This is a genomic window from Alloalcanivorax xenomutans, from assembly GCF_900217905.1.
Lineage (GTDB): Bacteria > Pseudomonadota > Gammaproteobacteria > Pseudomonadales > Alcanivoracaceae > Alloalcanivorax > Alloalcanivorax xenomutans.
Map to the genome: position 1 here is coordinate 18,361 of NZ_OBMO01000013.1, position 26,693 is coordinate 45,053.

Consider the following 26,693-nt stretch of genomic DNA (forward strand, 5'->3'; position numbering starts at 1 on the left):
CTTACCTCAGTTTCAGGGTCGCCAGACCCACCAGTACGAGCATTACGGTAATAATCCAGAACCGGACGATGATCTTCGGTTCCGGCCACCCCTTCAGTTCAAAGTGGTGGTGAATGGGCGCCATGCGGAAGATGCGCCGGCCGGTGAGCTTGAACGACGCCACCTGCAACATCACCGACACGGTCTCCATCACGAACACACCGCCCATGATGAACAGCACGATTTCCTGGCGGACGATCACCGCCATCACGCCGAGCACCGCGCCCAGCGCCAACGCGCCCACATCGCCCATGAACACCTGGGCCGGATAGGCGTTGAACCAGAGAAAGCCAAGCCCCGCTCCGCACAGACCGGCGACGATCACCACCAGTTCGCCGGCACCGGCGATATAGGGGATCTGCAGGTAGGTGGCGAACTCGGCGTGGCCACTGGCGTAGGCGAAAATACCCAGCGCCGCCGCCACCAGCACGGTGGGCATGATCGCCAGCCCGTCCAGGCCATCGGTCAGGTTGACCGCGTTGGAGGTGCCGTTGATGACGAAATAGGTCAGTACCACATAGAACCAGCTCAGGTTGATGGCCACGTTCTTGAAGAACGGCACGATCAATTGCGTTTCCGCCGGGCTTTGCGCGGTGAAGAACAGCACCAGTGCCGCGCCCAGCGCCCCCACCGACTGCCAGAAGTATTTCCAGCGCGCCGGCAGGCCGCGCGGGTTCTTTTCGATCACCTTGCGCCAGTCGTCCACCCAGCCGACGGCGCCGAACACCACCAGCACGCCCAGTGTTACCCAGACGTAGCGATTGGACAGGTCCGCCCACAGCAGCGTCGCCACGGCGATGGAAACCAGAATCAGACCGCCGCCCATGGTCGGCGTGCCGGCCTTGCTCAGATGGCTCTTCGGGCCGTCGTCCCGGATCGCCTGGCCGACCTGTTTTTCCTGCAGTTTGCGAATCATCACCGGCCCGATCCAGAACGCCAGGAACAGCGCGGTGAGCACCGCCATGATGGCGCGCATGGTGATGTACTGGAAAACCAGGAATCCGCTGTACAGGCTCGATAGATTCTCCGCCAGCCAAAGCAGCATTTAGTGTCCCCCCTTGAGTTCTTCAAGCCGGTGCACCACAAGCTCCATGCGGGCAGTGCGTGAGCCTTTCACCAATACCGTGCCGCCAGCGTCGAGAACCGTGCCGGCGCGCGCGGCGGCGTCATCGTGATCCGTCGCCAAAACAGCGCCTTCGCCGAAACCCGCCGCGGCGGCTTCCGCTCCCGGCATGGCAATCAAAAGATCCAGATCCCGGGCCGCCTCTTCGCCCAGGGCACGCATGATGTCACCGGCGCCGGGCCCCAATTCCCCCAAAGCCCCCAGCACCAGAGTTCGCGGCGCCGGCCGGTCGGCCAGCCAGCGCACCGCCACCCGCACCGATCCGGGGTTGGCGTTGTAGGTGTCGTCCACCAACAGGCCGCGCCCCAGCGTCTTCAGATTCATCCGCCCCGGCACCGGGCTCAGCGATTGCCAGCGGTCGACCACATCGGCCAGTTCCACACCCAGAGCATTGACCGCGCCCAGGGCCAGCAGCGCATTTTGTACCTGATGGGCGCCGGCCAGCGGCACCCGCACCGGCAGCCCCTGAGGCATCAGCCGGAAACGCACTTCACGGTCCTCCAGAACCACCTCTTCGGCCCGCAGCGCGCCATCCGCGCCGCCGACCCGGACCACGTTCAAGCCGTGCCTGGCGGCTTCCCCGGCGAAAAAGTCGGCGAAGCCATCGTCATTGTTGATCACCGCGGTGGCCCCCGGCTCACAGCCGGTGAAGATTTCCGCCTTGGCGCGGGCAATGCCTTCCATGGTGCCGAAGCCCTCCAGATGAGCGCCGGTCACATTGGTGATCAACACCACCCGCGGCCGCACCAGGGAGCTGGTCCAGGCGATTTCACCCGGCGCATTGGCACCCAGTTCGATCACTGCCTGACGCACCTGATCATCGAACCGCAGCAGCGTCAGCGGTACCCCGATGTCGTTGTTGAGATTGCCTCGGGTGGCCAGGGTCCCTTCGCCCAGCAACGCGGCGATCATTTCCTTCACCGTGGTCTTGCCGGCGTTGCCGGTCACCGCCACCCGGGGCACCGGGAACCCGGCGGCGTAACCCGCCGCCAGCAGGCCCAGGCCACGGCGCGAATCCGCCACCTTCACCTGGGACTCGAAAACGTCCTGATCCGCTTCCACCAGCGCGGCCACGGCGCCGGCTTCACGGGCCTGTTGCAAAAAGGCATGGCCGTCGAAGCGTTCGCCACGCAGTGCCACGAACAAGGCACCGGCGGACAATTGGCGGGTATCGGTGGACACCGCGCTGATATCCTGATCGGCGCCGCGCAGTACGCCACCGGTCCACTCGCTGATCCGCGACAGACGCATCATGCCTGGCCTCCCCGGCGCGCCAGCGCCGCCCGGGCCAGGGCCCGGTCGTCCATGGGATAACGGTGGCCAGCCACTTCCTGATAAGTTTCGTGGCCTTTGCCAGCGATCAGCACCACGTCACCGGCCTCGGCCTCGGCGATGGCACGGGCCACGGCTTCGGGCCGGTCACTCAGACACAACGCTTCTTGTGGCCGGTTCATGCCGCCGCGGATCTGCCCGATGATGCCTTCCGGCGCCTCATTGCGCGGGTTATCGCTGGTGAGCACCACTCGGTCGGCCAACTTTTCCGCTACCGCGCCCATCAGCGGGCGCTTGCCGGTGTCACGGTCACCGCCGCAACCCACCACGCACCACAAGCGGCCAGGGAAGTGGCCGCGCACGCCGCTCAGGGCTTTCTCCAGACCATCCGGTGTATGGGCATAATCCACCACCACCACCGGCTGCCCCGGCTGGCACAGGGACTCCATCCGTCCCGGCACCGGCGTCAGCGCGCCCAGCCCCTGGCCGAGCGCCTCGTTGCTCCAACCCAAGCCGTGCAGAACCCCGGCCACCGCCATCACATTGCTCAGATTGAAGTCGCCGTACAGCGGCAGGCGCAGGGATAACGGCTCGCCGCCCACGCTCAACACCATTTCCATGCCTTCCGGCAGGGCCCGATGCTCCAGACAGCGCACGGTGGCGCCATCCGCGGATCCAAAGGTCACGCAACGCACACCATCGTCAAGGCTGGCCACCAGCGTGGAGGCCGCGTCGTCATCGGTGTTGATCACCGCCATGGCCAGCCCCGGACGGGTGAACAGAGAGCGCTTGGCATTCAGGTAGGCGTCCATGCTGCCGTGGTAATCCAGGTGATCGCGGCTGAGATTACTGAACACCGCGCAGGACACCCGGGTATCCCCCAGACGCCCCTGATCCAAAGCGTGGGAGGACACTTCCATGGCGACATAATCGGCGCCCTTTTCCCGTAAGCCATGCAGCGCCGACTGCAGGGTGATCGGATCCGGCGTGGTGTGGCCGGTATCCGCCTCGTCCCCTTTCAGCCCCACGCCCAGAGTACCGACCAGGCCACAGCGGTGGCCGACGGCATCCAGAGCGTCGCGCAGAAACCAGGTAATGCTGGTTTTGCCATTGGTGCCGGTCACTCCGACAATCTGCAATTGGTCGGCGGGGCAACCATAAAAACGGGCCGCCAGGGTGCCGATCCCGCGGCCCAGCCCGGGAATCCCGATGCGCGGCACCGCGCCGCTCTGATCAACGGTGAAGGCATCGCCTTCCTGCAGGATGGCGGCGGCCCCGGCCTCGACGGCGGCACCGATATAACTGCGCCCATCAGCACGGAATCCAGGCACCGCCAGGAACACATCACCGGGACGGACCGCCCGGCTGTCCAGCCGCAACGCCATAACCGGCAAGCCGGCCAGGTCGGCCGGCAATGCCAGATCGGTCAGCAGTTGGCCCAGGGTGATCATGTGCGACCCTCCCCGTCCGGCTCGCCGGCGATGACCCCTTCCGGTTTGTCCGGCGGCACGTGCATGGCGCGCAGGGCGCCGCCAACAATGGTGGAGAACACCGGCGCCGCCACCAGACCGCCGTAGTAGGCGCTTTGGTCCGGATCATCGATCACCACCACGGCGGCGATGCGCGGATCGGTGGCCGGCGCCAGACCGGCGAAAATGCCCTGATAGCGGTGTTCGGCATAGCCGGTGGCGGTCAGTTTGTGCACCGTGCCGGTCTTGCCCGCCACCTGATAACCGGGGATACGGGCACGGCGGGCGGTGCCCAGCTGGCCGACCACGGTTTCCAGCATGTCGACAATGGCGCGGGCTGTATCCGTGCCAATCACCCGCTCGCCCTGGGGCGCTTCATCCACCTTGACCATGGACAGCGGCACCCGGCGCCCTTGATTACCGAGAATGGCGTAGGCCTGTGCCAGTTGCAGAGCGGTCACGCTGACGCCATAGCCGTAGGACAGCGCCGCCCGCTCCACATCACGCCACTTGGCACGGATCGGCAGCACCCCGCCGCTCTCGCCGGGAAAACGCACGCCAGTGGGCTGGCCGAAACCGAACCGCTCGAGCATGGCCGGCAACACCTGTTGATCCATGGACAGCGCCAGCTTGCTGGTGCCCACGTTGGAGCTCTTGGTCAGCACCGTGGTCACATCAATGACGCCGTAATCGCGATGATCGCGAATGGTTTTCGGCCCCACGCGCAGATAGCCCGGGTGGGTATTAATGGCGGTGGCGGGGGTGACCATGCCTTGCTCCAGGGCCGCGGCCACGGTGAACGGTTTCACCGTGGAACCGGGCTCGAACAGGTCGGTGACGGCGCGGTTGCGCAGGCTGGCGGTATTGATGCCACTGCGGTTGTTGGGGTTGTAGCCCGGCTGGTTGACCATGGCCAGAACCTCGCCGGTCTTCACGTCCAGCACCACCACCGAACCGCCGGTGGCGCCGAAGCGATGCACCGCGGACATCAGTTCCTTGTAGGCCAGGTACTGCAACCGCAGATCCAGGCTCAGGGTGACATCCTCACCCGGACGCGCCGGTTCGATCAGTTCAATATCCTGAATCACCCGGCCCAGCAGGTCCCGGACCACTTTCTTGCGGCCCGGCGCGCCGGTGAGCTGTTTGTCGAAGGCCAGTTCCACGCCTTCCTGACCCTGTTCATCAATGTTGGTGAACCCGACCACATGGCTGGTCACTTCACCGGCCGGGTAATAACGGCGGTACTCGGTCAGCGAGTAGATACCCGGCACGCCCAGGGACAATACGGATTCCGCCTGCTCCGGCGCCAACCCCCGGGCCAGATAAATGAACTCCCGGCTGGCGTGCGCCTTCACGCGCCGGGCGAAACGCGCCCGGTCAATAATCGGGTTGCCGGTCAGCTTGGACCATTGCTGCTGATTCTCCATCGCCTCCTGGGGATTCGCCCACAGCGTCACCACCGGAGTACTGACCGCCAGCGGCCGGCCATTGCGGTCGCGAATCACACCCCGGTTGGCGGCCAGAGGCTCCACCCGCAAATTACGGATATCCCCCTGGTGGGCCAGGAAATCGTGCTCGACCACCTGCAGATCCACCGCGCGCACCACCAGCACACCGGCGCACACCAGCCAGAACGCCAGCACCAAGTGCCAGCGTCTGCCGGTCCAGCGTTTGCTGGCGACCGGTTTGCGTGTCGCTTTGCGTTTGTTGGCGCTCATGGCCGTGTCAACACTCGCTCGTCGGTGGTCGGGACTTTCATGCCCAGCTTTTCTCTGGCCAGGCTCTCCACCCGGGCGTAGCTGCCCCAGGTGCTGTGTTCCAAAAGCAATTGGCCCCACTGGGTTTCCAGTTGCGCCTGGCGCCGCTGCAGCCGCTGACTCTCATCGGTCAGGCGACGTGCCTCGTGCACCGTATAACTGACGGCCAGTGCCGACCCCACTACCAGGATCAGCAACGGCCAATGCAGCCAGCGGGCCATCAGGCCACCCGCTCCGCCACGCGCAGCACCGCGCTGCGGGCGCGTGGGTTATGCCGCACTTCTTCCTCCGCGGCCCGCCGGGCCTTACCCAGCGGCCGTAGCCGCTGGGGTGTTTCCTCACCCAGCGGCAATCCACCCCGCCCCCGGGGCGCCATGCCGGACTGGTCGCGAATGAACAGCTTCACCAGCCGATCTTCCAAAGAATGGAAGCTGATAACGGCGAGACGCCCGCCGATGGCGAGCGTCTCGAGCGTTTGTGCCAGAGTCGCTTCCAGCGCCTCCAGCTCCCTGTTGATGTGGATGCGCAGGGCCTGGAAGCTGCGCGTCGCCGGATGTTTGCCCGGATCGCCCTTGCCCAGCGCCGACTCAATCAGATCGGCCAGTTGGCGAGTGGTCCGCAACGGCGCTTCCTGACGGCGCGCGACTATGGCACGGGCAATGCGCCGTGACTTGCGCTCCTCGCCGAAGCGATACAACACGTCGGCGATGTCTTTTTCCTCGGCGCGGGCCAGCCAGTCGGCCACGCTTTCACCACTGCCCGGATCCATGCGCATGTCCAGCGGACCATCGCGCAGAAAACTGAACCCGCGGCTGGCATCGTCCAACTGCGGCGAGGACACACCCAGATCCAGCAACAGACCGTCAATCGGCCGCCCGGCCTCACTCACCAGTTCCGGCAGACAGTCAAAACGGCCGGCATGAATACGGAAGCGGGAATCTTCCGCTTCCAGTTGCTCACCAGTGGCCACCGCTTGCGGGTCACGGTCCACGCCTGTCAGACGCCCGGCGGGCGACAGCAGCGACAGCAGCGCACGGCTGTGGCCGCCGCGGCCAAAAGTGCCGTCCACATAGAAGCCGTCGTCCCGCGTGAACCACATTTCCAGTACCTCCTCCAGCATCACCGGCTGGTGTGCGTACTGCTTCCCGTTGTTCATGCCATGACCTCGCGGCGTCAGAACGACAGAGCCTGCACGCTCTCGGGCATGGCTTCCTGGTCCAGGTTCTGCTGTTCGAGTTCGTTCCAGGTGTCTTCGGCCCAGATTTCAAAGCGGTGCAACAGACCCACCAACATGGCGCGCTTTTCCAGCCCGACCACGTCCCGCAGTTCCGGCGGCACCAGCAAACGGCCATTGCCGTCCATATCCATTTCCACCGCCTGACCCAGGAACCGGCGCTTCAGCGCACGAACCTGAGCGTGGGCGTCACTCTGCGCCGCCACCTGGCGGGCAATCTCGCGCCACTCGGGAAACGGGTACATCACCAGACAGGCGTCATAGGGGTGCTGAGTAAGCACGACGCGGCCACCGCAAGCGCTGTTAAGCGGCTCGCGATAGCGCGTCGGCACGGTCAGCCGACCTTTTGCATCCAGATTGAGCGCGGTACGCCCATTGAACACTGGCCTTCCCCTTTTATGTCGGCCCTTCTATGTCGAAGCATTGGGAGTGGTTATCCATCCCACTTCGCCACACCGGATGAAGCCTTTTTCCCACTTCATCCCACTTTTCACCACATTGCGACACTCTATGGCCAGCGCTTTTCACAAGTCAAGTTTCACGACATTGGTGAATGTAAAAGAAATTCCTTGAAAATCAGTTTGTTAGCTGTGTCACATTGAAAGGGGAATAAAGGAGGGGAAATTGGTTCTGAAACTAATCAGACAGCTGCGCTCTGGAGCTGAGAAAGCACTTTAAGTATTAGATCTTTTAGAAATATAAAATGTTAAATAAAGCCTATTTGGTTCTATTTGGGTGAGCGCCAACTCTCCCTGGAAGCCGGTAATGCTCCACTCCCATCAAGTCAGGGCCACATTCCAGCCGTTCCAGCCAATCCAGAAAGCGTCCAATGGTGACGCGAGACGCAAAATAACCGCCGTGCTGCGGCACGATCATTGCCGGATTCAACTCGCGCACCATGCGCACCCAATAGCGGCAAGCACGGTTGCCGGCCATGTAGCGCCGATGAAACCCGGCCATGGCGGGAATGTGATCCTCGAAGCGGCTCACCTCACCCTCCTCCCCGCCCAGGGAGGCGCCGATATCGCCGGAAAACAGGATGCGGCTGAGCGGATCGTAAAAACTGAAATTACCCACTGAATGCAGAAAGTGGGCGGGCAAGGCCCACAATTCCGAACCCGCGAACGGCAATACCGCCCCGTTGTCCGGCAGCGCCAGAATCCGCTCCTGCCATTGCTCCCCCACCCGCGAAGTGACAAAGGTGGAGGCCAGGTGGGGCAGAAACCGCGACCATAGCCGGGACACCGCCACCTTGCAGTGGGAATGCAACATCCAGCGCGGCAGCGAGGCGATGATATCCGGGTCCTGGTGGGACGCCAGGATATAGGTGAGATCACGCAAGTTGAGATGGCGACTCAACTCGATGGTCAGAGGGGTATAGGTCAGATCGCCGCCGGGATCAATCAGCGCGCCCTGCTCGCCATGGCGAATGGCGAACTGATTGGCCTGCACGCCTTCGCCCTGGACCAGATCATGAAATCTGGCCACCACGTGGTCCCCTTGCTGGAACAGAATATCCGCCCGTGTCATCGCGCCCCCTCCTTGATGTAAGTCAAGTATTTTGCATAGGCGCGACGGAAGGCACTTGATCTGTATCAAGACCCGTCCAGGACGGATCCCAACATTGAGGAAATAAGGTGGGCCGGTCGATAAGCCGGGTTCTGTCGTGGGCAGCCATTCATCTGGGATCCCCGTCACCGAGGACCTCTAGCGACCTACCCGGATCCAGCGCGGGCCACGCCATTGGATCCCTATTTGGTCTTGCTCCGGGTGGGGTTTACCCTGCCACCGCTGTTACCAGCGGCGCGGTGCGCTCTTACCGCACCTTTTCACCCTTACCCGCCCCCGAAGGAACAGGCGGTATCTTTTCTGCGGCACTGGCCGTAGCCACACCGTCACCAGTGTGGCCCCCAGGCGTTACCTGGCACCCTGCCCTGTGGAGCCCGGACTTTCCTCCAGCGGTTTCCCGCCAGCGGCTGCCTGACCGACCCGGGCGCAGCATAATGGATTCAGTTAATAGTGAACAGGGAATAGTTAATAGTTGCGCGAGCAGCGACAGAGTGTCCTTAAAGGTACCAGGCCGCGCCCAGCCCCAGGAGGCACTCTTCCCGCTTTTCAAAGAAGGCTCGGGCACCAAACCAAGAATTGCGGATAAGCAAGGGCGTTTTGCAAAACCGCAACGCCTCTTGTTTTTCGCTGTTACCTATTCACTATTCACTGTTAACTGCTTCCAGGTAGTTGTACAGCGCCTGCCGCTTGAGCCCGGTATGCGCGGCCAGCACGCGGGCGGCGCGGGACAGGGGCAGTTCCTCCAGCAGAGCGCGGGCCAGGGCCCGGTCGCGTTCGCTGAGCAGGTCGCTTTGCTGCGCCGGCCCCAGCACCAGCACCAGTTCCCCGCGTTGCTGGTCCTTGTCGGCGCGCACCCATTCCAGCACCTCGGCGACCGGTCCCCGGCGTACCGTTTCGAAGCGCTTGGTCAGTTCCCGGCACAGGGTCAGTTCCCGCTCCGGCGCCACTTTCGGCGCCAAAGCCTCAAGCAGGGACAGCACCCGGTGGGGCGCCTCGTAGACGATGGTGGTCACGTCCGCGGCGGCCAGGCGCTCCAGAACCCGTTCACGGGCGGCGCCCTTGGCCGGAGGAAAGCCTTCAAACAAAAAGCGGTCACTGGGCTGGCCGGCCACCGCCAGCGCCGCCAGCAGAGCCGATGCCCCGGGAATCGGCACCACCGCCACCCCGACATCCTGGCAGGCCCGCACCAAACGGTAGCCCGGATCACTGACCAGCGGCGTGCCGGCATCGCTGATTAGCGCGCCACTCTCGCCATCGACCAGCCGTGCCACCAGATCCGGCGCCCGTTGCTGTTCATTGTGGTCATGGCAACTGATCAGGCGCGGGGAAATCCCCAGTTGTTGCATCAGCCCCTGGCTGTGCCGGGTGTCCTCCGCGGCCACCCAATCCACCTCCTGCAGCACCTGAATGGCGCGCCGGGAAATATCGTCCAGATTACCGATCGGTGTGCTGACGACGTACAGGCAGCCCGCTTCGGCGTCGTGGGAGGGTCGGGTCATTTTACGTGCTCTGTCTCACTGATAAGGCAAGAGAAGGGGCGCGCAGCGCCGCCGGGGGTTATTCGCGAGTCGGAAAGTGCCTACAATACCGGCTCCATTCCCGCAGTAGCAAAGGGTTATCCCACCGTCATGGAATTGAGACAGGTTAGATGGGCCGCATTGCTGGTGATCCTCGCCATCACCGGCTGCGTCCAGACACCGGGGGCGTACCAGCGCGCCGGCACCCCCGCCATGGACACGGCTCCCGCCCGTGAAGCCCCTTCCAGCACCGAATCAGCAAGACAACGCCTTGGTGACATGGCGGATCCGGCGCGGACCGACACCGCCCTCTCCTGGGCCAGCTATTACCTGGTCAACGACCGGGCCCGGGAAGCCAGTGAGGTGCTGGATCTGGTGCGCGGCGGCGCCCAGAGCATGGATCAGCGTTTCCGCTGGTTGCAGTTGAGCGCCCAGGCCCTGCTCGGGCAGCACAAACCGCAACAGGCGCTGGATCTGCTCAACGATTACCAGGGGGATATCCGCTCCCTGCCCGCGGATCAGCAGGCACGCCTGGCTTTGCTGCGCGCGGACGCCCTTGCTCTCAACGACAACCTGATGGAAAGCCTTAAGGAGCGGGTCGAAATCCAGCCGCGACTGGGGCGATCCGACCGCGCTTACAACCAAGAGATGACCTGGCAGGCGCTGCTGCGTGTACCACGCAACCAATTGCAGCAGGAAGCCGAGGGCGCCAGCGGCGATCTGCTCGGCTGGCTGGAACTGGCGGACATTTACCGCGATGCCCAGGCCGGTCTCGATGATCAGGTGGCGCGCATGAACGACTGGCAGCGGCGCTGGCCGCAGCACCCGGCTCAGGCACAGCTGCCAGAAACCCTCAATGCCATGCGCCGCGCCGCGCAGGAGCGGCCGGCCCGGGTCGCGGTTCTGCTGCCGGAAAGCGGCCCTCTCTCCTATGCCGGCAACGCGCTCCATGATGGCCTGATGGCGGGTTATTACCTGGCCCGGGACAATGGCGACTACACCCCGGAGCTCCGCTTCTACGATACCGCCGACGCCGATGCCGCCCAGGTCTATCAGCAAGCGGTGATGGACGGCGCGCAATTCGTGATCGGTCCGCTGGCCAAGGACCAGGTGGCCGCCATCGATGCGCTCGGCACTCCGCCGGTCCCCACTCTGGCGCTGAACTACCTGGACGATGGCGGCAGCGGCCTGTACCAGTTCGGTCTGGCGCCGGAAGACGAAGCCCGCCAGGTGGCCCGCGACGGTTACGCCGCCGGCGCGGTGAGAGCCGGCGTGCTCTATCCCAATTCAGAATGGGGCTACCGTGTCGCCGAGGCGTTCAGCAATGCCTGGCAGTCACAAGGCGGCTCCATCGTGGTCAGCCGCACCTACGCCGATGACGATATCGGCGGTTCGGTGAAAGCGTTCCTCGGCGAGGCCCGAAGCAAGCTCGGTTCCAGTGGCGGCAAGGAATTCCGCCCCCGCGGCCCGGAAGACATGGCGTTTGTGTTCCTGGTGGCCAACGCCGACCAGGGGCGTCAGGTCAAACCAGCCCTGAACTACCACTATGCCCGCTATCTGCCGGTGCACAGTACCTCCTATATTTACGGCGGCGTCCCCGACCCGCGCCGCGACCAGGATCTGGACCGGGTCCAGTTCGTGGACATGCCCTGGGTGCTGAATCCGGATCCGCGTCTCGAGGAGATGGCCACGGCGAACTGGCCGGATGGCCACGGCCGCTACACCCGTCTGTTCGCCATGGGCGTGGACGCCTTCCGTCTGCAGGCCCGGCTGCCAGTATTGAACAACGCACCCGGCAGCACTCTGTCCGGTGCCACCGGCGTGCTGCACCTGGACGGCAAGCGCGTGGTGCGTGAGCTGCAATGGGCCACCTTCGAAGGGGGTCTGCCCAGCCCGCTGCTGACGCCCTGATCCGATGCTCGGCGCCTGGCGTGGTCAACGGGCGGAGTGGCAGGCCTTGCGCTGGTTGCGAGAGCGGGGCCTGCGCCCGGTAGCGCGGAACTACCGTTGCCGCCAGGGCGAAGTGGACCTGATCATGACCGACCACGACACCCTGGTCTTCATTGAGGTACGCTGGCGCAGCCGCCGCGACTACGGTGGCGCGCTGGCCTCGGTGACCCGCGCCAAACAACGGCGGCTGCACGTCGCCGCCCGTCATTTTCTGGCTCATAATGCCCGCTGGGGCTCTCATCCCTGCCGTTTCGACGTGCTCGGACTGGAACCGGATGGTGACGGAGAGGTCCGTTACCAATGGGTGCAAAACGCTTTTTACGGAGACCAATGATGAGTGTGGATCGCATCAGGCAACTGTTCGCCGAAAGTCTGGAGACCAAGGCGAAGGCCGGGGAAGTGCTCCCCGAGGTGATCGCCATGGCCGGCCAGGTAATGGTGGAATGCCTGCTCAACGGCGGCAAGATTCTCAGTTGCGGCAATGGCGGTTCCGCTGGCGATGCCCAGCATTTCTCCTCCGAATTGCTCAACCGCTTCGAAATGGAGCGCCCGGCGCTGCCGGCGGTGGCGCTGACCACCGATTCCTCCACCCTGACCTCCATCGCCAACGATTACAGCTACAACGAGATCTTCTCCAAGCAGGTGCGCGCGCTTGGTAACGGTGGCGACGTGCTGCTGGCGATTTCCACCAGCGGCAATTCCGCCAACGTGATCCAGGCGATCCAGGCGGCCCACGACCGCGACATGAAGGTGGTGGCGATGACCGGCCGGGAAGGCGGCGAGATGGTGAACCTGTACGGCCCCCAGGACATCGAGATCCGGGTGCCGGCGCACTCCACCGCCCGCATTCAGGAGGTGCACCTGCTGGTGATTCACGCCCTGTGTGATTTTATCGATCAACAGCTGTTCGGAGGAGCCTGATGCGCGTCACCGGTTTGATCGTGTTGTTGGCCGCCCTGCTCGCCACGGGCTGCACCACCATGACCAAGAACATGTCGCAGGAGCCGGTGGACCAGGACCATGGTTCCCGCACCTTCGGAGCGTTCATCGAGGACGGCAACATCGAACGCAAGGTGAAGATCAATCTGGCCCGCACCAGCGCCGACCTGGACGAATCCCACATTGTCGTGGTCAGCTTCAACGGCAATGTGCTGCTGGCCGGCCAGGTGGCCAGCGAATCACTGAAAACCCAGGCGGAAAACATTGCCCGTGAAGTACGCCATGTGCGCAACGTCCACAATGAACTGCGTGTGGCTGGCAACAACTCCGCCATGGCCCGTACCAACGACGCCTGGCTCACCGCCAAGGTGAAAAGCCGCTTGTTGCTCAGCGGCGACACGCCCGGCATGCGCACCAAGGTGGTCACCGAGAACGGCGTGGTTTATCTGATGGGGCTGCTCACCCGTGAGGAAGCCGACATGGCCGTGCAAAAAGTTCAGAAAGTCGGCGGCGTGCAGAAGATCGTCAAGATCATCGAATACATCGACTGATCCACCCGGGGCGGGATCAGGCCGCCCCTTCCCCCCACCAACTCCGTCAAGATTATTGACCCACGCTTCGTCGGTTCCGACGATGCTTACCCGCTGCCGCCCTCGCTAACGTAATACACCGACCCATCCGGCTCTCCGCCCGCCGCCCGACAACGACAACAACCAGGTGCCTCCATGACCGTCCCGCTGATGACGCTGAAATCCCTGTACACCGGTGCTCTGGCCCGTTTCGCGGACCGCTGCGCGCTAACCATGGGGGGCCGCGACCTCAGTTATGCCGAGTTGCAGCGCGGCAGCTTTCAGGTCGGCAACGCCCTCATCGAGCTCGGCGTCACTCCGGGCACCCGGGTAGCGCTCGCCATGGCCAATTGCCTGGAGTTCGCGGTGGCGGCCCAGGGGTTGATTCAGGCCGGCGCCACCCGGGTGGCGCTGAACAGCATGCTTAGCGACGACGAAGTGCTCTATATTCTGGCCGACTCCAACACCCGGGTGGCCATCGTCGATACTCAGCGTTTAGAGTTGCTCTCCCGCCACCGCGATCGCTTGCCGGAGCTGGAACAGGTGATCGCGCTCGGGCCGGCGCGGGATTGCCCGCCGGACATGATGCCCTGGGATGATTTTCTCGCCTCCGGCAAGCCGGAGTACACCGACGTCAACGTGGCACCGGATGATTTGGCCTTCATTCCCTACACCGGCGGCACCACGGGCAAGCCCAAGGGCGTCCTGCACAGCCAGAAAAACATTTATCTGAACCTGCTTTCCCATCAGATGGAGCTGGCATTGCAAGACGACGAGCGCTTTCTGCTCACCTCGCCTCTGCCCCATGCCGCCGGGAGCATCCTGATGGTCGGGTTGCTGAAAGGGGCCACCCACTACATCGAACCCGGATTCGATCCCGCCACCGTGATCCGCCGCATCAGCGAGGACAAGGTCACTCTCACCTTCATGGTACCCACCATGATTTACCGGCTGCTGGACTGGCTGGAGGCCAATCCGGAGCCCCGTCCGGATCTGAGTTCGCTGCGCACCATGCTGTACGGCGCCGCCCCGATCACGGTGGAGCGTCTGACTCAGGGCCTGGAAACCTTCGGTCCAGTGTTCGTGCAATTGTACGGCCAGTCGGAAGCGCCCAACTTCATCACCCGGTTGCGCCGGGAGGACCACAATCCGGCCCATCCGGAACGGCTGCTCAGTTGCGGCCAGGCCGCGACCATGAGCCAGGTCCGTATCGTCGATGGCAACGGAAAACCGGTGCCCGCGGGTGAAAGCGGCGAAGTGGCGGCTCGCACGCCATACAACATGCTCGGTTATCACGGCCTGCCGGAGAAAAGCGCCGAAACGCTGGTGGACGGCTGGCTGCACACCGGCGACATCGGACGGATGGACGCGGACGGTTACCTGTATCTGCTGGACCGCAAGAACGACATGATCATCAGCGGCGGCATGAACGTGTACACCTCGGAGGTGGAGAACGCCATCCAACCGTACCCCGGTGTCGGCCAGGTGGCGGTGGTCGGCCTGCCCGACCCGGACTGGGGCGAAGCGGTGACGGCGTTCGTGGTCCCCGATGCCGGCGCCGAGCTGGACCTGGAAGCGCTGCTGCGCCACTGCAAAGGCGCTCTGTCCAAGTACAAGGTTCCGAAACAGATTCATCTGCTCGACAGTCTGCCGCTCACCGCTTACGGCAAACTGGACAAGAAAGCCCTTCGCCAGCAATGGGCCTGACGGACCACCCTTCGGATGCCAGGGAGATCAAGGTATGAGCACCATGACTGAATTGAGCCGTTCCCTGAACGGTGCCCGGGTCCTGGTGACCGGTGGCGCCAGCGGCATGGGACGAGCCACCGCCCGGGTGTTCGCCAGCGAGGGCGCGCGGGTTGCCGTTACCGACCGCGATGGCGACAGCGCCGGGCGGGTGGCCATGGAGATCCGGGAAGCGGGTTTCCAGGCGCAAAGCTGGACCCTGGACGTGAGCGACGCCGCGGCGATCGAAGCGATCACCGCCGAGGTAGCCGAAGCCTTCGGCGGCCTGGACATTATTATCAACAATGCCGGGGTCTCCGGCTTCACCGCCATCTCGTCCTCGACGGACGACTACGAGGCCACGTGGCACACCAGCCTGTCGATTCTGCTGACCGCCCAGCAGCGCCTGGTGCGGGCCGCGCTGCCCCACCTGAGAAGCTCGGACCATCCGCGCATCGTCAATATCGCCTCCACTGAGGCGCTCGGCGCCACCGCCGAGAACAGCGCCTATGCGGCGGCAAAGGCCGGCGTCACCGGCCTGACCCGCGCCCTGGCGGTGGAGCTGGGCAAGGAAGGCATCACCGTCAACTGCATCTGCCCCGGCCCCATCGACACCGGCATGACCGCGCGGATCGCGGACGAGCACAAGGCCATTTTCGCCAGACGGCGAACCGCCTTGCGACGCTATGGCGCCCCGGAAGAGGTGGCGCACATGACCGTCAGCCTGTGCCTGCCGGCGGCGTCCTACATTACCGGCGCGGTGATTCCGGTGGACGGTGGCCTGATGGCGCGCAACGCGTGATGGGTACGGTTGCGTGTTGCGCGCATGACGCCGACCATGCTGATCCGATCTCAGTCGAGTGATCCCGCCAATGCCGCGAACCGATAACAGGCCCAATCCCTTGGTCATGGCCGTGTCCGCCATGCTGGTGGCGCTGGTGGTGATTGTCTTCGCCCGCCTGGCCTACGGCCTGCTGCTGCCGGCCATGCGCACCGATCTCGGATTGAGCTACCGCCAGGCCGGCGCCTTGGGCACGGTCACCGCCCTGGGTTATCTGCTGTTCGTATTGCTCGGCGGCCTCGCGGCCAGCCGCTGGGGCGCCCGCAATACGGTGGTTTTCGGGCTTGCCGCGGTGACCTTGGGCTTTGCCGGGCTGGCGGTCGCCGGCGACTACCCGCTGATCGTGGTGTTGATGGCCTTGCTCGGCTTCGGCACCGCCTTCTGCTTCGCGCCCACGGTGTCACTGCTGGCCACCTGGTACCCGGAGCGGCGTGGGGTGATGATCGGCTGCATGACCGCCGGCGTTGGCGCGGGGATTTTCTTCATCGGGCTGCTGGTGCCCTGGCTCTCCGATCTTTTCGGCGCGAACGGCTGGCGGGTGACCTGGGGCATTTTCGCCGCCGTCGCCGGCGCCGTCGGCTTACTGGTCCTGCTGGCGGTGCGTGATCCCCCCACCGCTGACGACGCCGGCACGGCGCGGCCGCCCTCGGCGGATAAATGGCTGATCTACCGGAATCCCCGGGTCATTATCATGGCGCTGGTGTACGGCATCATCGGCATGGTGTACATCACCCAGGCTCTGTTCATGGTCAGCTACGTGGTGGAATCCGGCTTCGACGAAACCATCGCCGGGTGGCTGATGGCGATGATGGGGCTGCTTTCCGTCCTCAGCGGCCCGTTATGGGGCTCGCTGTCGGACAGCTGGGGGCGCGGCAATACTCTGAGTCTGGCCATGTCGGTGGTGACCGTCGCCATGGCGCTGCCACTGATCGATCAGAGCCTGCCTCTGTTCGTCGCCCATTTCTTCTTCATGGGCTGCGCGGTCAATGGGGTCTTCACCTTGATCCAGGCCGCCAGTACCGACCAGGTGGCACCGCGTTACATTCCCATCGCGTTCAGTTATGTCACTCTGTTCTTCGCTGGCGGGCAGCTGATCGGCCCGGCGGTGGCGGGCTGGCTGATCGAAACGCGGGGAGGCTTCCCGCTCGCCATCGGCTTTACCTGCTTCTGGCTGCTTGTCGGGTTATTTCTGACCCAGCGTATTCGCCGGTTTCCAGCTGATGTGGCGGTGTCCTGAAGACCGCTTAAACGCATCGCTTCCCACAGCAGGTACTACGAAGCCGCTGTGGGAGCTTGCCCGGCAAGCGAATGGGCACCCGTTTCCAAAAGGAAATTCGCTTGCCGGGCAAGCTCCCACAGCGGCCTTGTAGCAACCTTTGAGTTTATGTCTCCAAACCGCACTAGGGCCGATTGTGATGGAGCATGTAACGCCCCGCCTGATACAGCCCTTCAAGCAATTCCTTGCGATCCTGGAACACCTCCGGGTGGTCCGCGCGAACATCCGCCTCCAGACGCGGATCCTCCAGGTCGTAAAGGCGCGCATTGTCACCGTCGTAGTACATGCTCAGGTGATAATCCTCGCCAACCAGGCCGATCAATGGCCGGTGGGAACGGTCCCCTCCGAAGGTGATCGCGTATGAGGGGCCATCGATGTGCAGCAGATCCCGCCCCATGGTGCGGTTCTCATACGGCAGCCCGGCCAGCCCCAGCGCCATGGGCATGATATCCACCAGACTGGCGGGGCGCTCGATCACCCGGTGCCCCCCAATCACGTTGGGGCCGTAGATGATCAACGGCACATGATGTTTGTCCAGCAGCAGGGACTCGCTGTACCCCATATGTTGGGATGGCTCTGAGCGGTCGTTATGGTCGCCGTACAGAATGAAAATGGTGTTGTCCGCGTAATGGGAATTGGCCACCAGGTCATTCAGGTAGTAACCGATGTTGTAGTCCAGCAGGCGCACCGCGTTGTACTGATCATTGCCGAGGAAGCCGTGCTGGCGCACTTTGTCTTCCGGCGGATTGATCACCTCGAAGTCGGAATCGTCATCGGGAATGGTGAACGGCCGATGGTTGCCCGCGGTCTGGATAAAGGCGATGAACGGCTTGTCCGGATCCAGCTGGTCCAGGCGCTGGTGAGCGGCCTTGAACAGGTCCCGGTCCGAGATACCCCAGACATCGATGTTGGGAGCGTCGTAGTCTCCGGCCTCCCACAACTCCAGATCCTGAATGTTGTTCTTCAATACACCTCGGATATTGGCCCAGCCCGCGGAGCCGCCTATGAAGTAAAGGCGCTCATAGTCTTTAAAAGCGTTGACCAGGGTGTACTGATTGACGATCTGCGGATCCCGGGAGGCGGTGGAGCCACCCCAGGTGATATCCGGAATGCCGGTCACCAGACCAAACACGGTACGGGCGGTACCACTGGAGGGCACCATGAAATTGGGGAAGAACAACCCCTCATTACCAAGACGGTCCAGATTGGGCGTGGCTTCCATGGGATTGCCAAACAGCCCCATACGATTGGCGCCCATGGATTCCAGGTGAATCAGAACCACATTGGGCGGCCGTTGCGGGGCCTGGCCGGGCACCGACCGGGCAAACGTCATGGTCTCGGGATCCGGATTGGTCACCCCCAGGTATTCCGCCACCCGCTGATAACGCAGCGCCAGCAGCTCGTCATCATGCTCCCGGGTACCGGTGGTGTAGGTGTCGTAAAAGAAGATCGCCGGGTTCAAACCCAGTGACGCCACCTGCAGATTGTTGGAAAAGTAAGCGTCACTCCAACGCAGCGGCACGGTGCCGGTTTGCCCCATGATCCCCAGAGCGTACAGATAGATACCCAACGCCACGGCGATGGTGCCGCCCAACCAGCCCCGCCCCGGCGCCGGACGGCGCGCGAAAGCGGCAATCGGCTTGCGCCCCAACCAGGCGCCCACCGCCAGCGTCACCAGCAGCAGCAGTGTCAGCCAGACCACCGGATAACTTTCCCACACCATCTGCAGGGAATCCCCACGGTTGGTCAGGAAACGCAGCACGGAGCTGTTGAGACGCTCTTCCAGATAGCTGTAGTGGGCGAAGTCCGCGATGTAAACGAAACAGGCCACGGCGGAGGCCAGAGCCAGCCAGGCCACCGCCAGTTTGCGGGCCAGCTGTCCGCGGCGCAGACCGAGCAGGCCCGGCAGCAGACTGAGAATGGCCACCGGCAGAACAATCAGCAGGGCCAAACGCAAGTCGAAGCGGACGCCAATGCCGAAGGCATGCCAGAGTTCTTGCGAAGGCAGTTCCAGGCCGGAAAGGAAAAACCAGAAGAACGCCCCTCTCAGTACCACGAAAACCAGGAAGAACGCGGCAACCAGGCTCAGGATCAATCGCACACGCGGCGAAAACAGCATACAGGCTCCACAATCAGATGCGGGTTATCGAAGTTCGACGGCGCTTACTTCACCACACGCAAACGCGGGCCCTTGTCGGGACCTTTGTCAGGACCATTGTCATCGGGACCGTCCTCGGGAGGATCAGGAGGTGGATCCATGGGCTCGAACGCCATGCCCTGGCCATTCTCCCGGGCGAAAATCGCGATCACCGCGCCCACCGGCACTCTGAGATGATGCGGCACGCCGCCGAAACGGGCAGAAAAGACGATCTCATCGTTGCCCGCCACGAACTGGGTCACGGCCCGGGGAGCCACGTTCAGTACGATCTGGCCATCCTTGACGAATTCCTGCGGCACTTCGGTGCCGGGATAGCCCGCGTCCACCGCCAGATGAGGGGTAAGACCGTTATCGCATATCCACTCATGAGTAGCGCGGATCAAATAGGGCCGGTTGGAAGTCATTTCGGACATAACAGCAAGGCTTTTCCGATGGATACGGCCGCGCTCCGGCGGCAAAAAAAGCCCGTGCGCGGGGCACGGGCCGGGGTTCACAGCGCCAGGCGCATTTCCCGCTCAGCCTCGGTCAGGCTGGCTTGGAAGCTGTCACGGTCGAACAAACGCTCGGCATAATCCAGCAACGGCTTGGCCTGCTTGGCGGGCAGGTCCACACCCAGAATGGGCAACCGCCACAAAATCGGCGCCACCACGCAATCCACCAGGGTGAACTCCTCGCTCATGAAGAACGGCAGCTCATTGAAGATCGGCGCGGTGGCGATCATTCCCTCGCGCAGTTCCTTGCGGCGCTTGTTCAAAGCGGCGTCTTTCTCCTCACCCAGCACCAGGGCGTCCACATGGCCGCACCAGTCACGCTCGATACGGTGCACCAGCAGACGGCTCTGCGCCCGCGCCACCGGATACACCGGCAGCAACGGCGGGTGCGGGAAGCGCTCGTCCAGATACTCCATGATCACCGTGGACTGATACAGGGTCAGTTCACGGTCCACCAGGGTCGGGACCTCGTTATACGGATTCAGGGCCGCCAGATCTTCCGGTTTGTCCCGGCTGTCCACGTCCACGATATCCACGGTTACGCCCTTCTCCGCCAGGACGATACGCACCCGGTGGCTGTAGTGATCGTCCGGGGAAGAGAAGAAAGTCATTGAGGAACGTTTGGTCACCACGCCCATGGTCGAGTCATCTCCAAGCATCATCTAATAACACAAACAGGGTAGCCGCTTGCGCGGTTACCCTGTTGCTGGCTGGATCGACGTTCGTGGATCAGTGAACGTCTTTCCAGTATTCCTTCTTCAGCAGGTACGCCGGTACGAGAAGGATAGCAAGGAACACGAGCACGTAAACACCAATCCGCTCACGGGTGGGCGCAATCGGCTCCGCCGCGTAAGTGAGGAAGTTGGTGATATCGCCCATGGCGGCCTTGAATTCCTCTTCATCCACGGCTTCCTGCATACCGGCCATCACATGCGGCATGCCGACGTTCGGGAACACCTTGTTGTTGTAGCCGAACGGACGGGATTCGTCCTCATAGAAGCCGATCAGGTAGGAGTACAGCCAATCCGGGTCCCGCAGGCGCGCTTCCAGGGTCAGATCCGGCGGCGCGGTCCCGAACCACTTCTTGGCATCGTCCTTATCCATGGCGTTCTGCATCGGATCGCCAATCTTATCACTGGTGAAGTTCATATACTTCAGTACCAGCTCATCCGGGATGCCCAGGTCATCGGCCATACGGCCATAACGCAGGTATTCCAGGCTATGACAACCCATGCAGTAGTTCACGAACAACTTGGCACCGTTCTGCAGGCTCACTTTGTCCTGCAGATTGACCGGAGCCTTCTCATACTCAGCGTCATGACCACCGGCGGCCACGGCCAATACCGGCAAACAGCTGAACAAAATGGCGGCAAAAAACTTCTTCATCAGTGACCCCCCGTGACGCGCTCAGGTACCGGCTTGGATTTCTCGAATCGATGGCCGAATGGCAGTATCACGATGAAGAACAGGAAGTAATACACCGTGCCGATCTGCGCCACGGTCTTCGCCAGACCAGTGGCCGGCTGGGTCCCGAGATAGCCGAGAATCAGGAAGTCCACCACGAACAGCGCCAGGGTGATCTTGCTCAGCAGCCCTTTGTAACGGATGGACTTGACCGGATGGCGGTCCAGCCAGGGCAGCAGGAACAGGATGGCGATGGCACCGCCCATGGCGATCAGCCCCCAGGCCTTGGAGGAGATAAACCAGTCAATGGTGGTGGCACGCAGCATCGCGTAATAGGGGCCGTAGTACCACACCGGAGCGATGTGATCCGGGGTCTTCAGCGGATCCGCCGGCGCGAAGTTGGGCTTCTCGATCAGGTAGCCGCCGCCAGTGGGGAAGTAGAAGATCACCACCGCGAACACCATCATGAAGATGATGACGCCGGGCAGGTCCTTGACGGTGTAGTAAGGGTGGAACGGGATACCGTCCTTGGGAATGCCGTTCTCGTCCTTGTTCTTCTTGATTTCCACGCCATCCGGGTTATTGGAGCCCACTTCATGCAGCGCCAGGATATGCAGGAAAACCAGCGCCACCAGCACCAGCGGAATCGCCACCACGTGCAGGGCGAAGAACTTGTTCACGGTGGCGGTGGACAGCAGGTAGTCGCCACGCACCCAGGTGGTCAGGGCCTCACCGATTTCCTTGGCGTCATTGGCGTCGATGAACGGAAGCACGTCGAACGGAATCGCGCCGGCCAGGGAGATGATCACCTGGGCGCCCCAGTAGGACATGTTCCCCCAGGGCAGCACATAGCCAAGGAAACCTTCGGCCATCAGCGCCACATAGATAAGCATGCCGAAAATCCACACCAGTTCCCGCGGCGGCTTGTAGGAGCCGTACATCAAACCACGGAACATGTGGATGTAAACCACGGCGAAGAAGGCGGAAGCGCCGACCGCGTGCATATAGCGGATCAGCCAGCCCCACTGCACGTCGCGCATGATGTACTCGACGGACTCGAAGCCCTGGCTGGGGGAGAAGAACATGGTCAACCAGATGCCTGTAAGCAGCTGGTTCACCAGTACCACCATGGAGAGCACCCCAAAGTAGTACCAGAAGTTGAAGTTCTTCGGAGCGTAGTACTCCGACATGTGCTTCTTGTAGGTGTTAACGACGGGAAGACGCGCGTCCACCCAGTCGATCAAGCCATTCACCACTCTCATGCCTGAGTCTCCCCTTCTTCAGAGCCGACGATGATCACGGACTCGCTCAGATAAGAGTGCGGCGGAACCACCAAGTTGGTGGGAGCCGGCACGCCTTGGTAAACACGTCCCGCCAGATCGAACATGGAGCCGTGGCAGGGACAGAAAAAGCCGCCATGATCCAGTTGCACGGTGGGCTCTTGTTCATACAGGGGGGAGCAACCGAGGTGGGTACAGGTGCCGATCAGCACCAGATATTCTTTCTTGATGGAGCGCCACTGATTCTTGGCGTACGGCGGCTGCTGATCTTCCTCGGAATTGGGGTCGCGCAGCGAACCCTCGATCTGGGACAGGCCTTCGAGCATCTTGTCGGTGCGATTCACTACCCACACCGGCTGCCCGCGCCATTCCTGTACCACCCGCTGGCCCAATTCCAACTTGCTGATATCGACCTGGACCGGGGCGCCGGCGTTCTCCGCCTTGGCGCTAGGCAGCCAGGATTTCACGAAAGGAACCGCCAGACCCACCGCACCTGCTGCCCCGATCGCCGATGTCAGGCCGATCAGAAAGGTACGGCGGCTGGTATTTACGCCGTCATTGCTCATTGAGATCTTCTCCCCTGGAGCCTGTTTTCATCTGTCTTTTCCATCGTTCGCCGCGTTGCTCTTCCGGTGGATGCCAGGCTTCACATCCACACCCGGATCTGTGCCAGGAATGTCGAGCCACGCCAGCCACACCACCAGGGCATGGCACACACCAATGCTATGTCAGGCAGGGGCGGAAGGCCCGGACCCGGACGAACAAGGGTGTGAGAAACGGCAACACCGAACCGGTTTGTTATTTAAATCCCGCAGGACGAATGATGCCGACAACGGCGGATCAAATCGAACGAAAGCGGGCTCCGTCGGAGCGCAGGAGTGACCCAGATCAGGCAAAGATGTCCCGGACCGGGACGAGAGGTCAGAGCTCACGCTTCAGGCGGAGTAAGGCGGCCGAAATGGTAAAGAAAAAACCCACATCTTACAACCGGTTATTCCGGGGAGAGACGCCCGGTAAACCCCTGATTTGAACGCAAAAAAGCCCGGCAATGCCGGGCTTTTCGCAAGCGTGAGCGGTATTCGGTGGTGCCGATTAACGCTTGGAGTACTGCGGACGCTTACGCGCTTTGTGCAGACCCACTTTCTTACGCTCGACTTCACGGGCGTCACGGGTGACGTAGCCGGCACGACGCAGCGCGCCGCGCATTTCACCATCGTACTCCATCAGAGCACGGGTGATGCCGTGACGAATGGCACCGGCCTGGCCGTTGTTGCCACCGCCTTTCACGGTCACGTAGACGTCGAAACGGTCAGTCATGTTCACCAGTTCCAGCGGCTGGCGCACCACCATCCGGTTGGTCTCGCGACCGAAGAACTGATCCAGCGGGCGACCGTTAACGGTGATGTTACCGCTACCGGGGCGCAGGAAAACGCGTGCGGCGGCGGTTTTACGACGACCGGTTCCGTAATCGGCGTTTGCAGTTGCCATCGACTAACCCCTTAGATTTCCAGCTGCTGCGGCTGCTGAGCAGCATGAGGATGCTCGGCGCCGGCGTAGACTTTGAGTTTGCTGAACATGGCGCGACCCAGCGGAGTACGCGGCAGCATGCCCTTCACGGCCTTCTCGATAACCAGCTGCGGCTTGCTGCCGATCAGGGTTTCGAAATTGGCTTCCTTGATGCCGCCCGGATAGCCGGTATGACGATAGTACATCTTGTTACTGGCTTTTTTGCCGGTAACCGCCACTTTCTCGGCGTTGATCACCACGATATAGTCGCCGGTGTCCACATGCGGAGTGAATTCCGGCTTGTGTTTACCGCGCAGACGACTGGCGATTTCTGTAGCCAGCCGACCCAGCGTTTTGCCGGAGGCGTCTACCACATACCAGTCGCGCTTTACGCTTTCCGGTTTCGCGCTGAAGGTCTTCATGGGAGTCTTCCCTAAAAATTTGTGCCCTAAATTCAGATGCTTACGGGTTCCGAGAACCCGCCGGCGTTAAGCCCGCCGGGCAAGAGGGCACGAATTGTACTGAAGCGCCCGGGTAAAGACAAGCACGGAAAACGGGAAATTGTTGGGTATAGTCAGCTGACTCGTTCTTACCTGAAAAGACACCTGAAAAGCCGCCCGGACAGACCCGGACAGATTAAGGAGCCACCATGGAATACCGCTTTCTCGGCCATACCGAGTTGAAAGTCAGCAGCCTGTGCCTGGGCACCATGACCTGGGGCAACCAGAACACCGCCGAGGACGGCTTCGCGCAGATGGATCTGGCCCTCGAACAGGGGGTCAATTTCTTCGATACGGCGGAAATGTACGCGGTTCCGGCCAGCCCGGAAACCTCTTTCCGCACCGAAACCATCATCGGCGAATGGTTCGCCCGCACCGGCAACCGCGACAAGGTGGTGCTGGCCACCAAGGCCGCCGGCCCCGGCGACTACGTCAAACATATCCGCGGCGGCCCGCGCCTGAGCCCGGCAAGCTTGCAAGAGGCCGTGGAAGGCAGCCTCAAGCGCCTGCGGACCGATGTTATCGATGTCTATCAACTGCACTGGCCGGAGCGCCCCACCAACTATTTCGGCCGCCTCGGCTACAAGCATCGCGAGGACGATCAGGCGGTGCCGATCGCGGAAACCGTGGCCGGCCTGAAGGCACTGGTGGATTCCGGCAAGATCCGCCACTGGGGCCTGTCCAATGAAACCCCCTGGGGCACCATGACCTTCCTCCGCGAGGCGGAAAGGATCGGCCTGGAGCGTCCGGTATCGATCCAGAACCCCTATTCCCTGCTCAACCGCAGCTTCGAAGTGGGCCTGGCCGAGGTAGCGCACCGTGAGGGCGTTGGCCTGCTCGCCTACTCCCCACTGGCCTTCGGCCTGCTCAGCGGCAAGTACCGTCACGGCCAGCAGCCGGAAAAAGGCCGGCTGACGCTGTTCAAGCACTTCTCCCGCTACACCAATGACCAGTCCATCTCCGCCACCGAGGCTTATTGTCAGTTGGCGGAGCAACACGGAATCAGCCCCACCCAACTGGCGCTGCAGTTCGTCACCACCCGGCCCTTCGTCACCAGCAACATCATCGGCGCCACCACCCTGGAGCAGCTCCGGGAGAACCTGGACAGCGTCAACCTGAACTGGAATGACGAGTTGGAAAAGGAGATCGAAGCGATTCATACCCGCTTCCCTTATCCGGCGCCCTGACGCGCGAACTGCGCTCGGGCAATTCGCAAAGCGGCTTCGTGGTCCATTGCTGTGGGAAGCGGCCTTGGCCGCGAATGCCCCCGGGCCGTTGCCCATTCGCTTGCAAGCAAGCTCCCCACAGCGGTTGTGTAGCATTATCTGTGGGAGCCAGCCTGCTGGCGAATGGCACGCTGGCGTGGCGGCCTGGTAGCCACCCCCTGTATATGTTTCCAAGCCCCTCTTGACGACTCCCTTGTTATCGGCGCAATGTTAACGCCGTTAACACGACATCGGGATCAGCATGTCCTCCACCTATCACCACGGCGACTTGTACCGTCAGGCGCTGGAACAGGCGCAGGCCCTCCTTCACGAGGAAGGCGCGGCGGCGGTCACTTTACGTGCCCTGGCGCGCCGCCTGCGGGTGACCGCGCCGGCGCTGTACCGGCATTTCCGCAATCGCGACAGCCTGCTTGCCGCACTGGCCGAGCACGGGTTCCTGGAGCTGCGTCAACAACTGCTGGCGGTTCAGCGGGACGACGCCCTGGAGCGGCTCACCGGCATCGGCCAGGCCTACATCGCCTTTGCTCAGGCCCAACCCAACCTGTACCGGCTGATGTTCGGCGGCCAATTGCTGCCGCGCGGCGCCCATCCGGACCTGGACGCCGCTGGCCTGGGCGCCTTCGCCGTATTGCAGCAAAGCATTGATGACGCTCTCGACGCCGGCTACCTGAACGGCCAGCCGGCCGGCCCGCTGACCGCCGCCGCCTGGTCCCTGGTGCACGGTTTCGCCGAACTGACCATTGATGGCCACCTGCCCGACGAACAGCAGGCACCAGGCCTGGCGGCGCTGGTCACCCGGCTGCTGCTGCCCGGCGGCCCGCCTTCCCACCATGACAACACCCTCTGAG

The 26,693-nt window shown here is 62.8% G+C and carries 26 protein-coding genes and 1 other RNA gene; 9 read left to right on the forward strand and 18 right to left on the reverse strand.

Features of this window, described 5'->3' with window-relative positions:
* Window position 1: 1 nt before the first annotated feature.
* From mraY to rsmI, 10 genes are all read right to left on the reverse strand, one after another.
* Window positions 2-1,084: a phospho-N-acetylmuramoyl-pentapeptide-transferase gene (gene mraY / locus CRO06_RS11670; RefSeq protein WP_014995819.1), complete on the reverse strand. Its 1,083-nt coding sequence runs from the start codon at window positions 1,082-1,084 to the stop codon at window positions 2-4.
* Window positions 1,085-2,416, reverse strand: a complete 1,332-nt coding sequence (locus CRO06_RS11675) for a UDP-N-acetylmuramoyl-tripeptide--D-alanyl-D-alanine ligase (protein ID WP_097058498.1) — start codon at window positions 2,414-2,416, stop codon at window positions 1,085-1,087.
* Window positions 2,413-3,885 carry a UDP-N-acetylmuramoyl-L-alanyl-D-glutamate--2,6-diaminopimelate ligase gene (locus tag CRO06_RS11680; RefSeq protein WP_097058499.1) on the reverse strand — a complete coding sequence of 491 codons (1,473 nt, stop codon included), beginning with the start codon at window positions 3,883-3,885 and terminating at the stop codon, window positions 2,413-2,415. Before CRO06_RS11680 ends, CRO06_RS11675 begins: the two co-directional genes overlap by 4 nt.
* Window positions 3,882-5,621 carry a peptidoglycan D,D-transpeptidase FtsI family protein gene (locus CRO06_RS11685; protein ID WP_022995232.1) on the reverse strand — a complete coding sequence of 580 codons (1,740 nt, stop codon included), beginning with the start codon at window positions 5,619-5,621 and terminating at the stop codon, window positions 3,882-3,884. Before CRO06_RS11685 ends, CRO06_RS11680 begins: the two co-directional genes overlap by 4 nt.
* Window positions 5,618-5,881 (reverse strand): cell division protein FtsL, encoded by a 264-nt coding sequence (gene ftsL, locus CRO06_RS11690; RefSeq protein ID WP_022995231.1) that lies wholly within the window; start codon window positions 5,879-5,881, stop codon window positions 5,618-5,620. Before ftsL ends, CRO06_RS11685 begins: the two co-directional genes overlap by 4 nt.
* Window positions 5,881-6,816 carry a 16S rRNA (cytosine(1402)-N(4))-methyltransferase RsmH gene (gene rsmH, locus CRO06_RS11695; RefSeq protein ID WP_097058500.1) on the reverse strand — a complete coding sequence of 312 codons (936 nt, stop codon included), beginning with the start codon at window positions 6,814-6,816 and terminating at the stop codon, window positions 5,881-5,883. Before rsmH ends, ftsL begins: the two co-directional genes overlap by 1 nt.
* 17 nt (window positions 6,817-6,833) lie before the next feature.
* The gene (gene mraZ, locus CRO06_RS11700; RefSeq protein ID WP_063142472.1) at window positions 6,834-7,277 is read right to left on the reverse strand and encodes a division/cell wall cluster transcriptional repressor MraZ; all 444 of its coding nucleotides are present in this window, start codon (window positions 7,275-7,277) and stop codon (window positions 6,834-6,836) included.
* 334 nt (window positions 7,278-7,611) lie between these two features.
* Complete coding sequence (locus CRO06_RS11705; RefSeq protein ID WP_097058501.1) at window positions 7,612-8,424, reverse strand: oxygen-binding di-iron domain-containing protein; 813 nt, start codon at window positions 8,422-8,424, stop codon at window positions 7,612-7,614.
* Between the two features lie 104 nt (window positions 8,425-8,528).
* An RNA gene (gene rnpB / locus CRO06_RS11710) (RNase P RNA component class A) lies at window positions 8,529-8,886 on the reverse strand.
* A gap of 218 nt (window positions 8,887-9,104) precedes the next feature.
* The gene (gene rsmI / locus CRO06_RS11715) at window positions 9,105-9,962 is read right to left on the reverse strand and encodes a 16S rRNA (cytidine(1402)-2'-O)-methyltransferase (RefSeq protein ID WP_097058502.1); all 858 of its coding nucleotides are present in this window, start codon (window positions 9,960-9,962) and stop codon (window positions 9,105-9,107) included.
* Window positions 9,963-10,091: 129 nt separating this feature from the next.
* Here rsmI and CRO06_RS11720 point away from each other — a divergent pair, with 129 nt between their 5' ends.
* From CRO06_RS11720 to CRO06_RS11750, 7 genes are all read left to right on the forward strand, one after another.
* Window positions 10,092-11,891, forward strand: a complete 1,800-nt coding sequence (locus CRO06_RS11720; protein ID WP_097058503.1) for a penicillin-binding protein activator — start codon at window positions 10,092-10,094, stop codon at window positions 11,889-11,891.
* Window positions 11,892-11,895: 4 nt separating this feature from the next.
* Window positions 11,896-12,264: a YraN family protein gene (locus tag CRO06_RS11725; protein ID WP_097058504.1), complete on the forward strand. Its 369-nt coding sequence runs from the start codon at window positions 11,896-11,898 to the stop codon at window positions 12,262-12,264.
* Window positions 12,264-12,851 carry a phosphoheptose isomerase gene (locus tag CRO06_RS11730; RefSeq protein WP_022995225.1) on the forward strand — a complete coding sequence of 196 codons (588 nt, stop codon included), beginning with the start codon at window positions 12,264-12,266 and terminating at the stop codon, window positions 12,849-12,851. Before CRO06_RS11725 ends, CRO06_RS11730 begins: the two co-directional genes overlap by 1 nt.
* Window positions 12,851-13,420 (forward strand): BON domain-containing protein, encoded by a 570-nt coding sequence (locus CRO06_RS11735; RefSeq protein ID WP_097058505.1) that lies wholly within the window; start codon window positions 12,851-12,853, stop codon window positions 13,418-13,420. The genes CRO06_RS11730 and CRO06_RS11735 overlap by 1 nt, the downstream gene beginning before the upstream one ends.
* Before the next feature lie 174 nt (window positions 13,421-13,594).
* Window positions 13,595-15,145 carry an AMP-binding protein gene (locus CRO06_RS11740; RefSeq protein WP_097058506.1) on the forward strand — a complete coding sequence of 517 codons (1,551 nt, stop codon included), beginning with the start codon at window positions 13,595-13,597 and terminating at the stop codon, window positions 15,143-15,145.
* A 34-nt stretch (window positions 15,146-15,179) separates the two neighbouring features.
* Window positions 15,180-15,965: an SDR family NAD(P)-dependent oxidoreductase gene (locus tag CRO06_RS11745; protein ID WP_097058507.1), complete on the forward strand. Its 786-nt coding sequence runs from the start codon at window positions 15,180-15,182 to the stop codon at window positions 15,963-15,965.
* 70 nt (window positions 15,966-16,035) lie between these two features.
* Window positions 16,036-17,241, forward strand: a complete 1,206-nt coding sequence (locus CRO06_RS11750; RefSeq protein ID WP_022995221.1) for an MFS transporter — start codon at window positions 16,036-16,038, stop codon at window positions 17,239-17,241.
* A 163-nt stretch (window positions 17,242-17,404) separates the two neighbouring features.
* Here the strand turns inward: CRO06_RS11750 and CRO06_RS11755 are convergent, their stop codons facing one another.
* The 8 genes from CRO06_RS11755 to rplM all read right to left on the reverse strand — a co-directional run bounded on the left by CRO06_RS11755 (window position 17,405) and on the right by rplM (window position 24,541).
* On the reverse strand, window positions 17,405-19,399 hold the full coding sequence (locus CRO06_RS11755; RefSeq protein WP_055098792.1) for an LTA synthase family protein: 1,995 nt from the start codon (window positions 19,397-19,399) through the stop codon (window positions 17,405-17,407).
* Between the two features lie 44 nt (window positions 19,400-19,443).
* A complete protein-coding gene (locus CRO06_RS11760; protein ID WP_022996217.1) occupies window positions 19,444-19,851 on the reverse strand; it encodes a ClpXP protease specificity-enhancing factor in 408 nt (135 codons plus the stop codon).
* Between the two features lie 77 nt (window positions 19,852-19,928).
* On the reverse strand, window positions 19,929-20,567 hold the full coding sequence (sspA, locus tag CRO06_RS11765; protein WP_022996218.1) for a stringent starvation protein SspA: 639 nt from the start codon (window positions 20,565-20,567) through the stop codon (window positions 19,929-19,931).
* Between the two features lie 91 nt (window positions 20,568-20,658).
* Window positions 20,659-21,315: a cytochrome c1 gene (locus tag CRO06_RS11770; RefSeq protein ID WP_022996219.1), complete on the reverse strand. Its 657-nt coding sequence runs from the start codon at window positions 21,313-21,315 to the stop codon at window positions 20,659-20,661.
* Window positions 21,315-22,595, reverse strand: coding sequence for a cytochrome b (locus tag CRO06_RS11775; protein WP_022996220.1), 1,281 nt, complete (start codon window positions 22,593-22,595; stop codon window positions 21,315-21,317). Before CRO06_RS11775 ends, CRO06_RS11770 begins: the two co-directional genes overlap by 1 nt.
* Entirely contained in the window at window positions 22,592-23,179 is a 588-nt protein-coding gene (gene petA, locus CRO06_RS11780) for a ubiquinol-cytochrome c reductase iron-sulfur subunit (protein WP_022996221.1), read from the reverse strand. The genes CRO06_RS11775 and petA overlap by 4 nt, the downstream gene beginning before the upstream one ends.
* A 526-nt stretch (window positions 23,180-23,705) precedes the next feature.
* On the reverse strand, window positions 23,706-24,101 hold the full coding sequence (gene rpsI, locus CRO06_RS11785) for a 30S ribosomal protein S9 (protein WP_022996222.1): 396 nt from the start codon (window positions 24,099-24,101) through the stop codon (window positions 23,706-23,708).
* Between the two features lie 11 nt (window positions 24,102-24,112).
* Window positions 24,113-24,541 carry a 50S ribosomal protein L13 gene (gene rplM / locus CRO06_RS11790; protein WP_022996223.1) on the reverse strand — a complete coding sequence of 143 codons (429 nt, stop codon included), beginning with the start codon at window positions 24,539-24,541 and terminating at the stop codon, window positions 24,113-24,115.
* 227 nt (window positions 24,542-24,768) lie between these two features.
* Here rplM and CRO06_RS11795 point away from each other — a divergent pair, with 227 nt between their 5' ends.
* Window positions 24,769-25,806 carry an NADP(H)-dependent aldo-keto reductase gene (locus CRO06_RS11795; protein ID WP_097058508.1) on the forward strand — a complete coding sequence of 346 codons (1,038 nt, stop codon included), beginning with the start codon at window positions 24,769-24,771 and terminating at the stop codon, window positions 25,804-25,806.
* Window positions 25,807-26,086: 280 nt separating this feature from the next.
* On the forward strand, window positions 26,087-26,692 hold the full coding sequence (locus tag CRO06_RS11800; protein WP_097058509.1) for a TetR/AcrR family transcriptional regulator: 606 nt from the start codon (window positions 26,087-26,089) through the stop codon (window positions 26,690-26,692).
* The last annotated feature ends 1 nt before the right edge of the window (window position 26,693 follow it).

Coding starts and splice junctions, on each gene's coding strand:
- CRO06_RS11725 (WP_097058504.1), top strand. CDS start 11,896: ATGCTCGGCGCCTGGCGTGGTCAACGGGCGGAGTGGCAGGCCTTGCGC.
- rpsI (WP_022996222.1), bottom strand. CDS start 24,101: ATGGCAACTGCAAACGCCGATTACGGAACCGGTCGTCGTAAAACCGCC.
- CRO06_RS11685 (WP_022995232.1), bottom strand. CDS start 5,621: ATGAGCGCCAACAAACGCAAAGCGACACGCAAACCGGTCGCCAGCAAA.
- mraY (WP_014995819.1), bottom strand. CDS start 1,084: ATGCTGCTTTGGCTGGCGGAGAATCTATCGAGCCTGTACAGCGGATTC.
- CRO06_RS11680 (WP_097058499.1), bottom strand. CDS start 3,885: ATGATCACCCTGGGCCAACTGCTGACCGATCTGGCATTGCCGGCCGAC.
- CRO06_RS11745 (WP_097058507.1), top strand. CDS start 15,180: ATGAGCACCATGACTGAATTGAGCCGTTCCCTGAACGGTGCCCGGGTC.
- CRO06_RS11740 (WP_097058506.1), top strand. CDS start 13,595: ATGACCGTCCCGCTGATGACGCTGAAATCCCTGTACACCGGTGCTCTG.
- rplM (WP_022996223.1), bottom strand. CDS start 24,541: ATGAAGACCTTCAGCGCGAAACCGGAAAGCGTAAAGCGCGACTGGTAT.
- rsmI (WP_097058502.1), bottom strand. CDS start 9,962: ATGACCCGACCCTCCCACGACGCCGAAGCGGGCTGCCTGTACGTCGTC.
- CRO06_RS11675 (WP_097058498.1), bottom strand. CDS start 2,416: ATGATGCGTCTGTCGCGGATCAGCGAGTGGACCGGTGGCGTACTGCGC.
- CRO06_RS11750 (WP_022995221.1), top strand. CDS start 16,036: ATGCCGCGAACCGATAACAGGCCCAATCCCTTGGTCATGGCCGTGTCC.
- CRO06_RS11705 (WP_097058501.1), bottom strand. CDS start 8,424: ATGACACGGGCGGATATTCTGTTCCAGCAAGGGGACCACGTGGTGGCC.
- sspA (WP_022996218.1), bottom strand. CDS start 20,567: ATGGGCGTGGTGACCAAACGTTCCTCAATGACTTTCTTCTCTTCCCCG.
- rsmH (WP_097058500.1), bottom strand. CDS start 6,816: ATGAACAACGGGAAGCAGTACGCACACCAGCCGGTGATGCTGGAGGAG.
- CRO06_RS11720 (WP_097058503.1), top strand. CDS start 10,092: ATGGAATTGAGACAGGTTAGATGGGCCGCATTGCTGGTGATCCTCGCC.
- CRO06_RS11760 (WP_022996217.1), bottom strand. CDS start 19,851: ATGTCCGAAATGACTTCCAACCGGCCCTATTTGATCCGCGCTACTCAT.
- CRO06_RS11735 (WP_097058505.1), top strand. CDS start 12,851: ATGCGCGTCACCGGTTTGATCGTGTTGTTGGCCGCCCTGCTCGCCACG.
- petA (WP_022996221.1), bottom strand. CDS start 23,179: ATGAGCAATGACGGCGTAAATACCAGCCGCCGTACCTTTCTGATCGGC.
- CRO06_RS11800 (WP_097058509.1), top strand. CDS start 26,087: ATGTCCTCCACCTATCACCACGGCGACTTGTACCGTCAGGCGCTGGAA.
- CRO06_RS11770 (WP_022996219.1), bottom strand. CDS start 21,315: ATGAAGAAGTTTTTTGCCGCCATTTTGTTCAGCTGTTTGCCGGTATTG.
- CRO06_RS11730 (WP_022995225.1), top strand. CDS start 12,264: ATGAGTGTGGATCGCATCAGGCAACTGTTCGCCGAAAGTCTGGAGACC.
- CRO06_RS11795 (WP_097058508.1), top strand. CDS start 24,769: ATGGAATACCGCTTTCTCGGCCATACCGAGTTGAAAGTCAGCAGCCTG.
- CRO06_RS11755 (WP_055098792.1), bottom strand. CDS start 19,399: ATGCTGTTTTCGCCGCGTGTGCGATTGATCCTGAGCCTGGTTGCCGCG.
- ftsL (WP_022995231.1), bottom strand. CDS start 5,881: ATGGCCCGCTGGCTGCATTGGCCGTTGCTGATCCTGGTAGTGGGGTCG.
- CRO06_RS11775 (WP_022996220.1), bottom strand. CDS start 22,595: ATGAGAGTGGTGAATGGCTTGATCGACTGGGTGGACGCGCGTCTTCCC.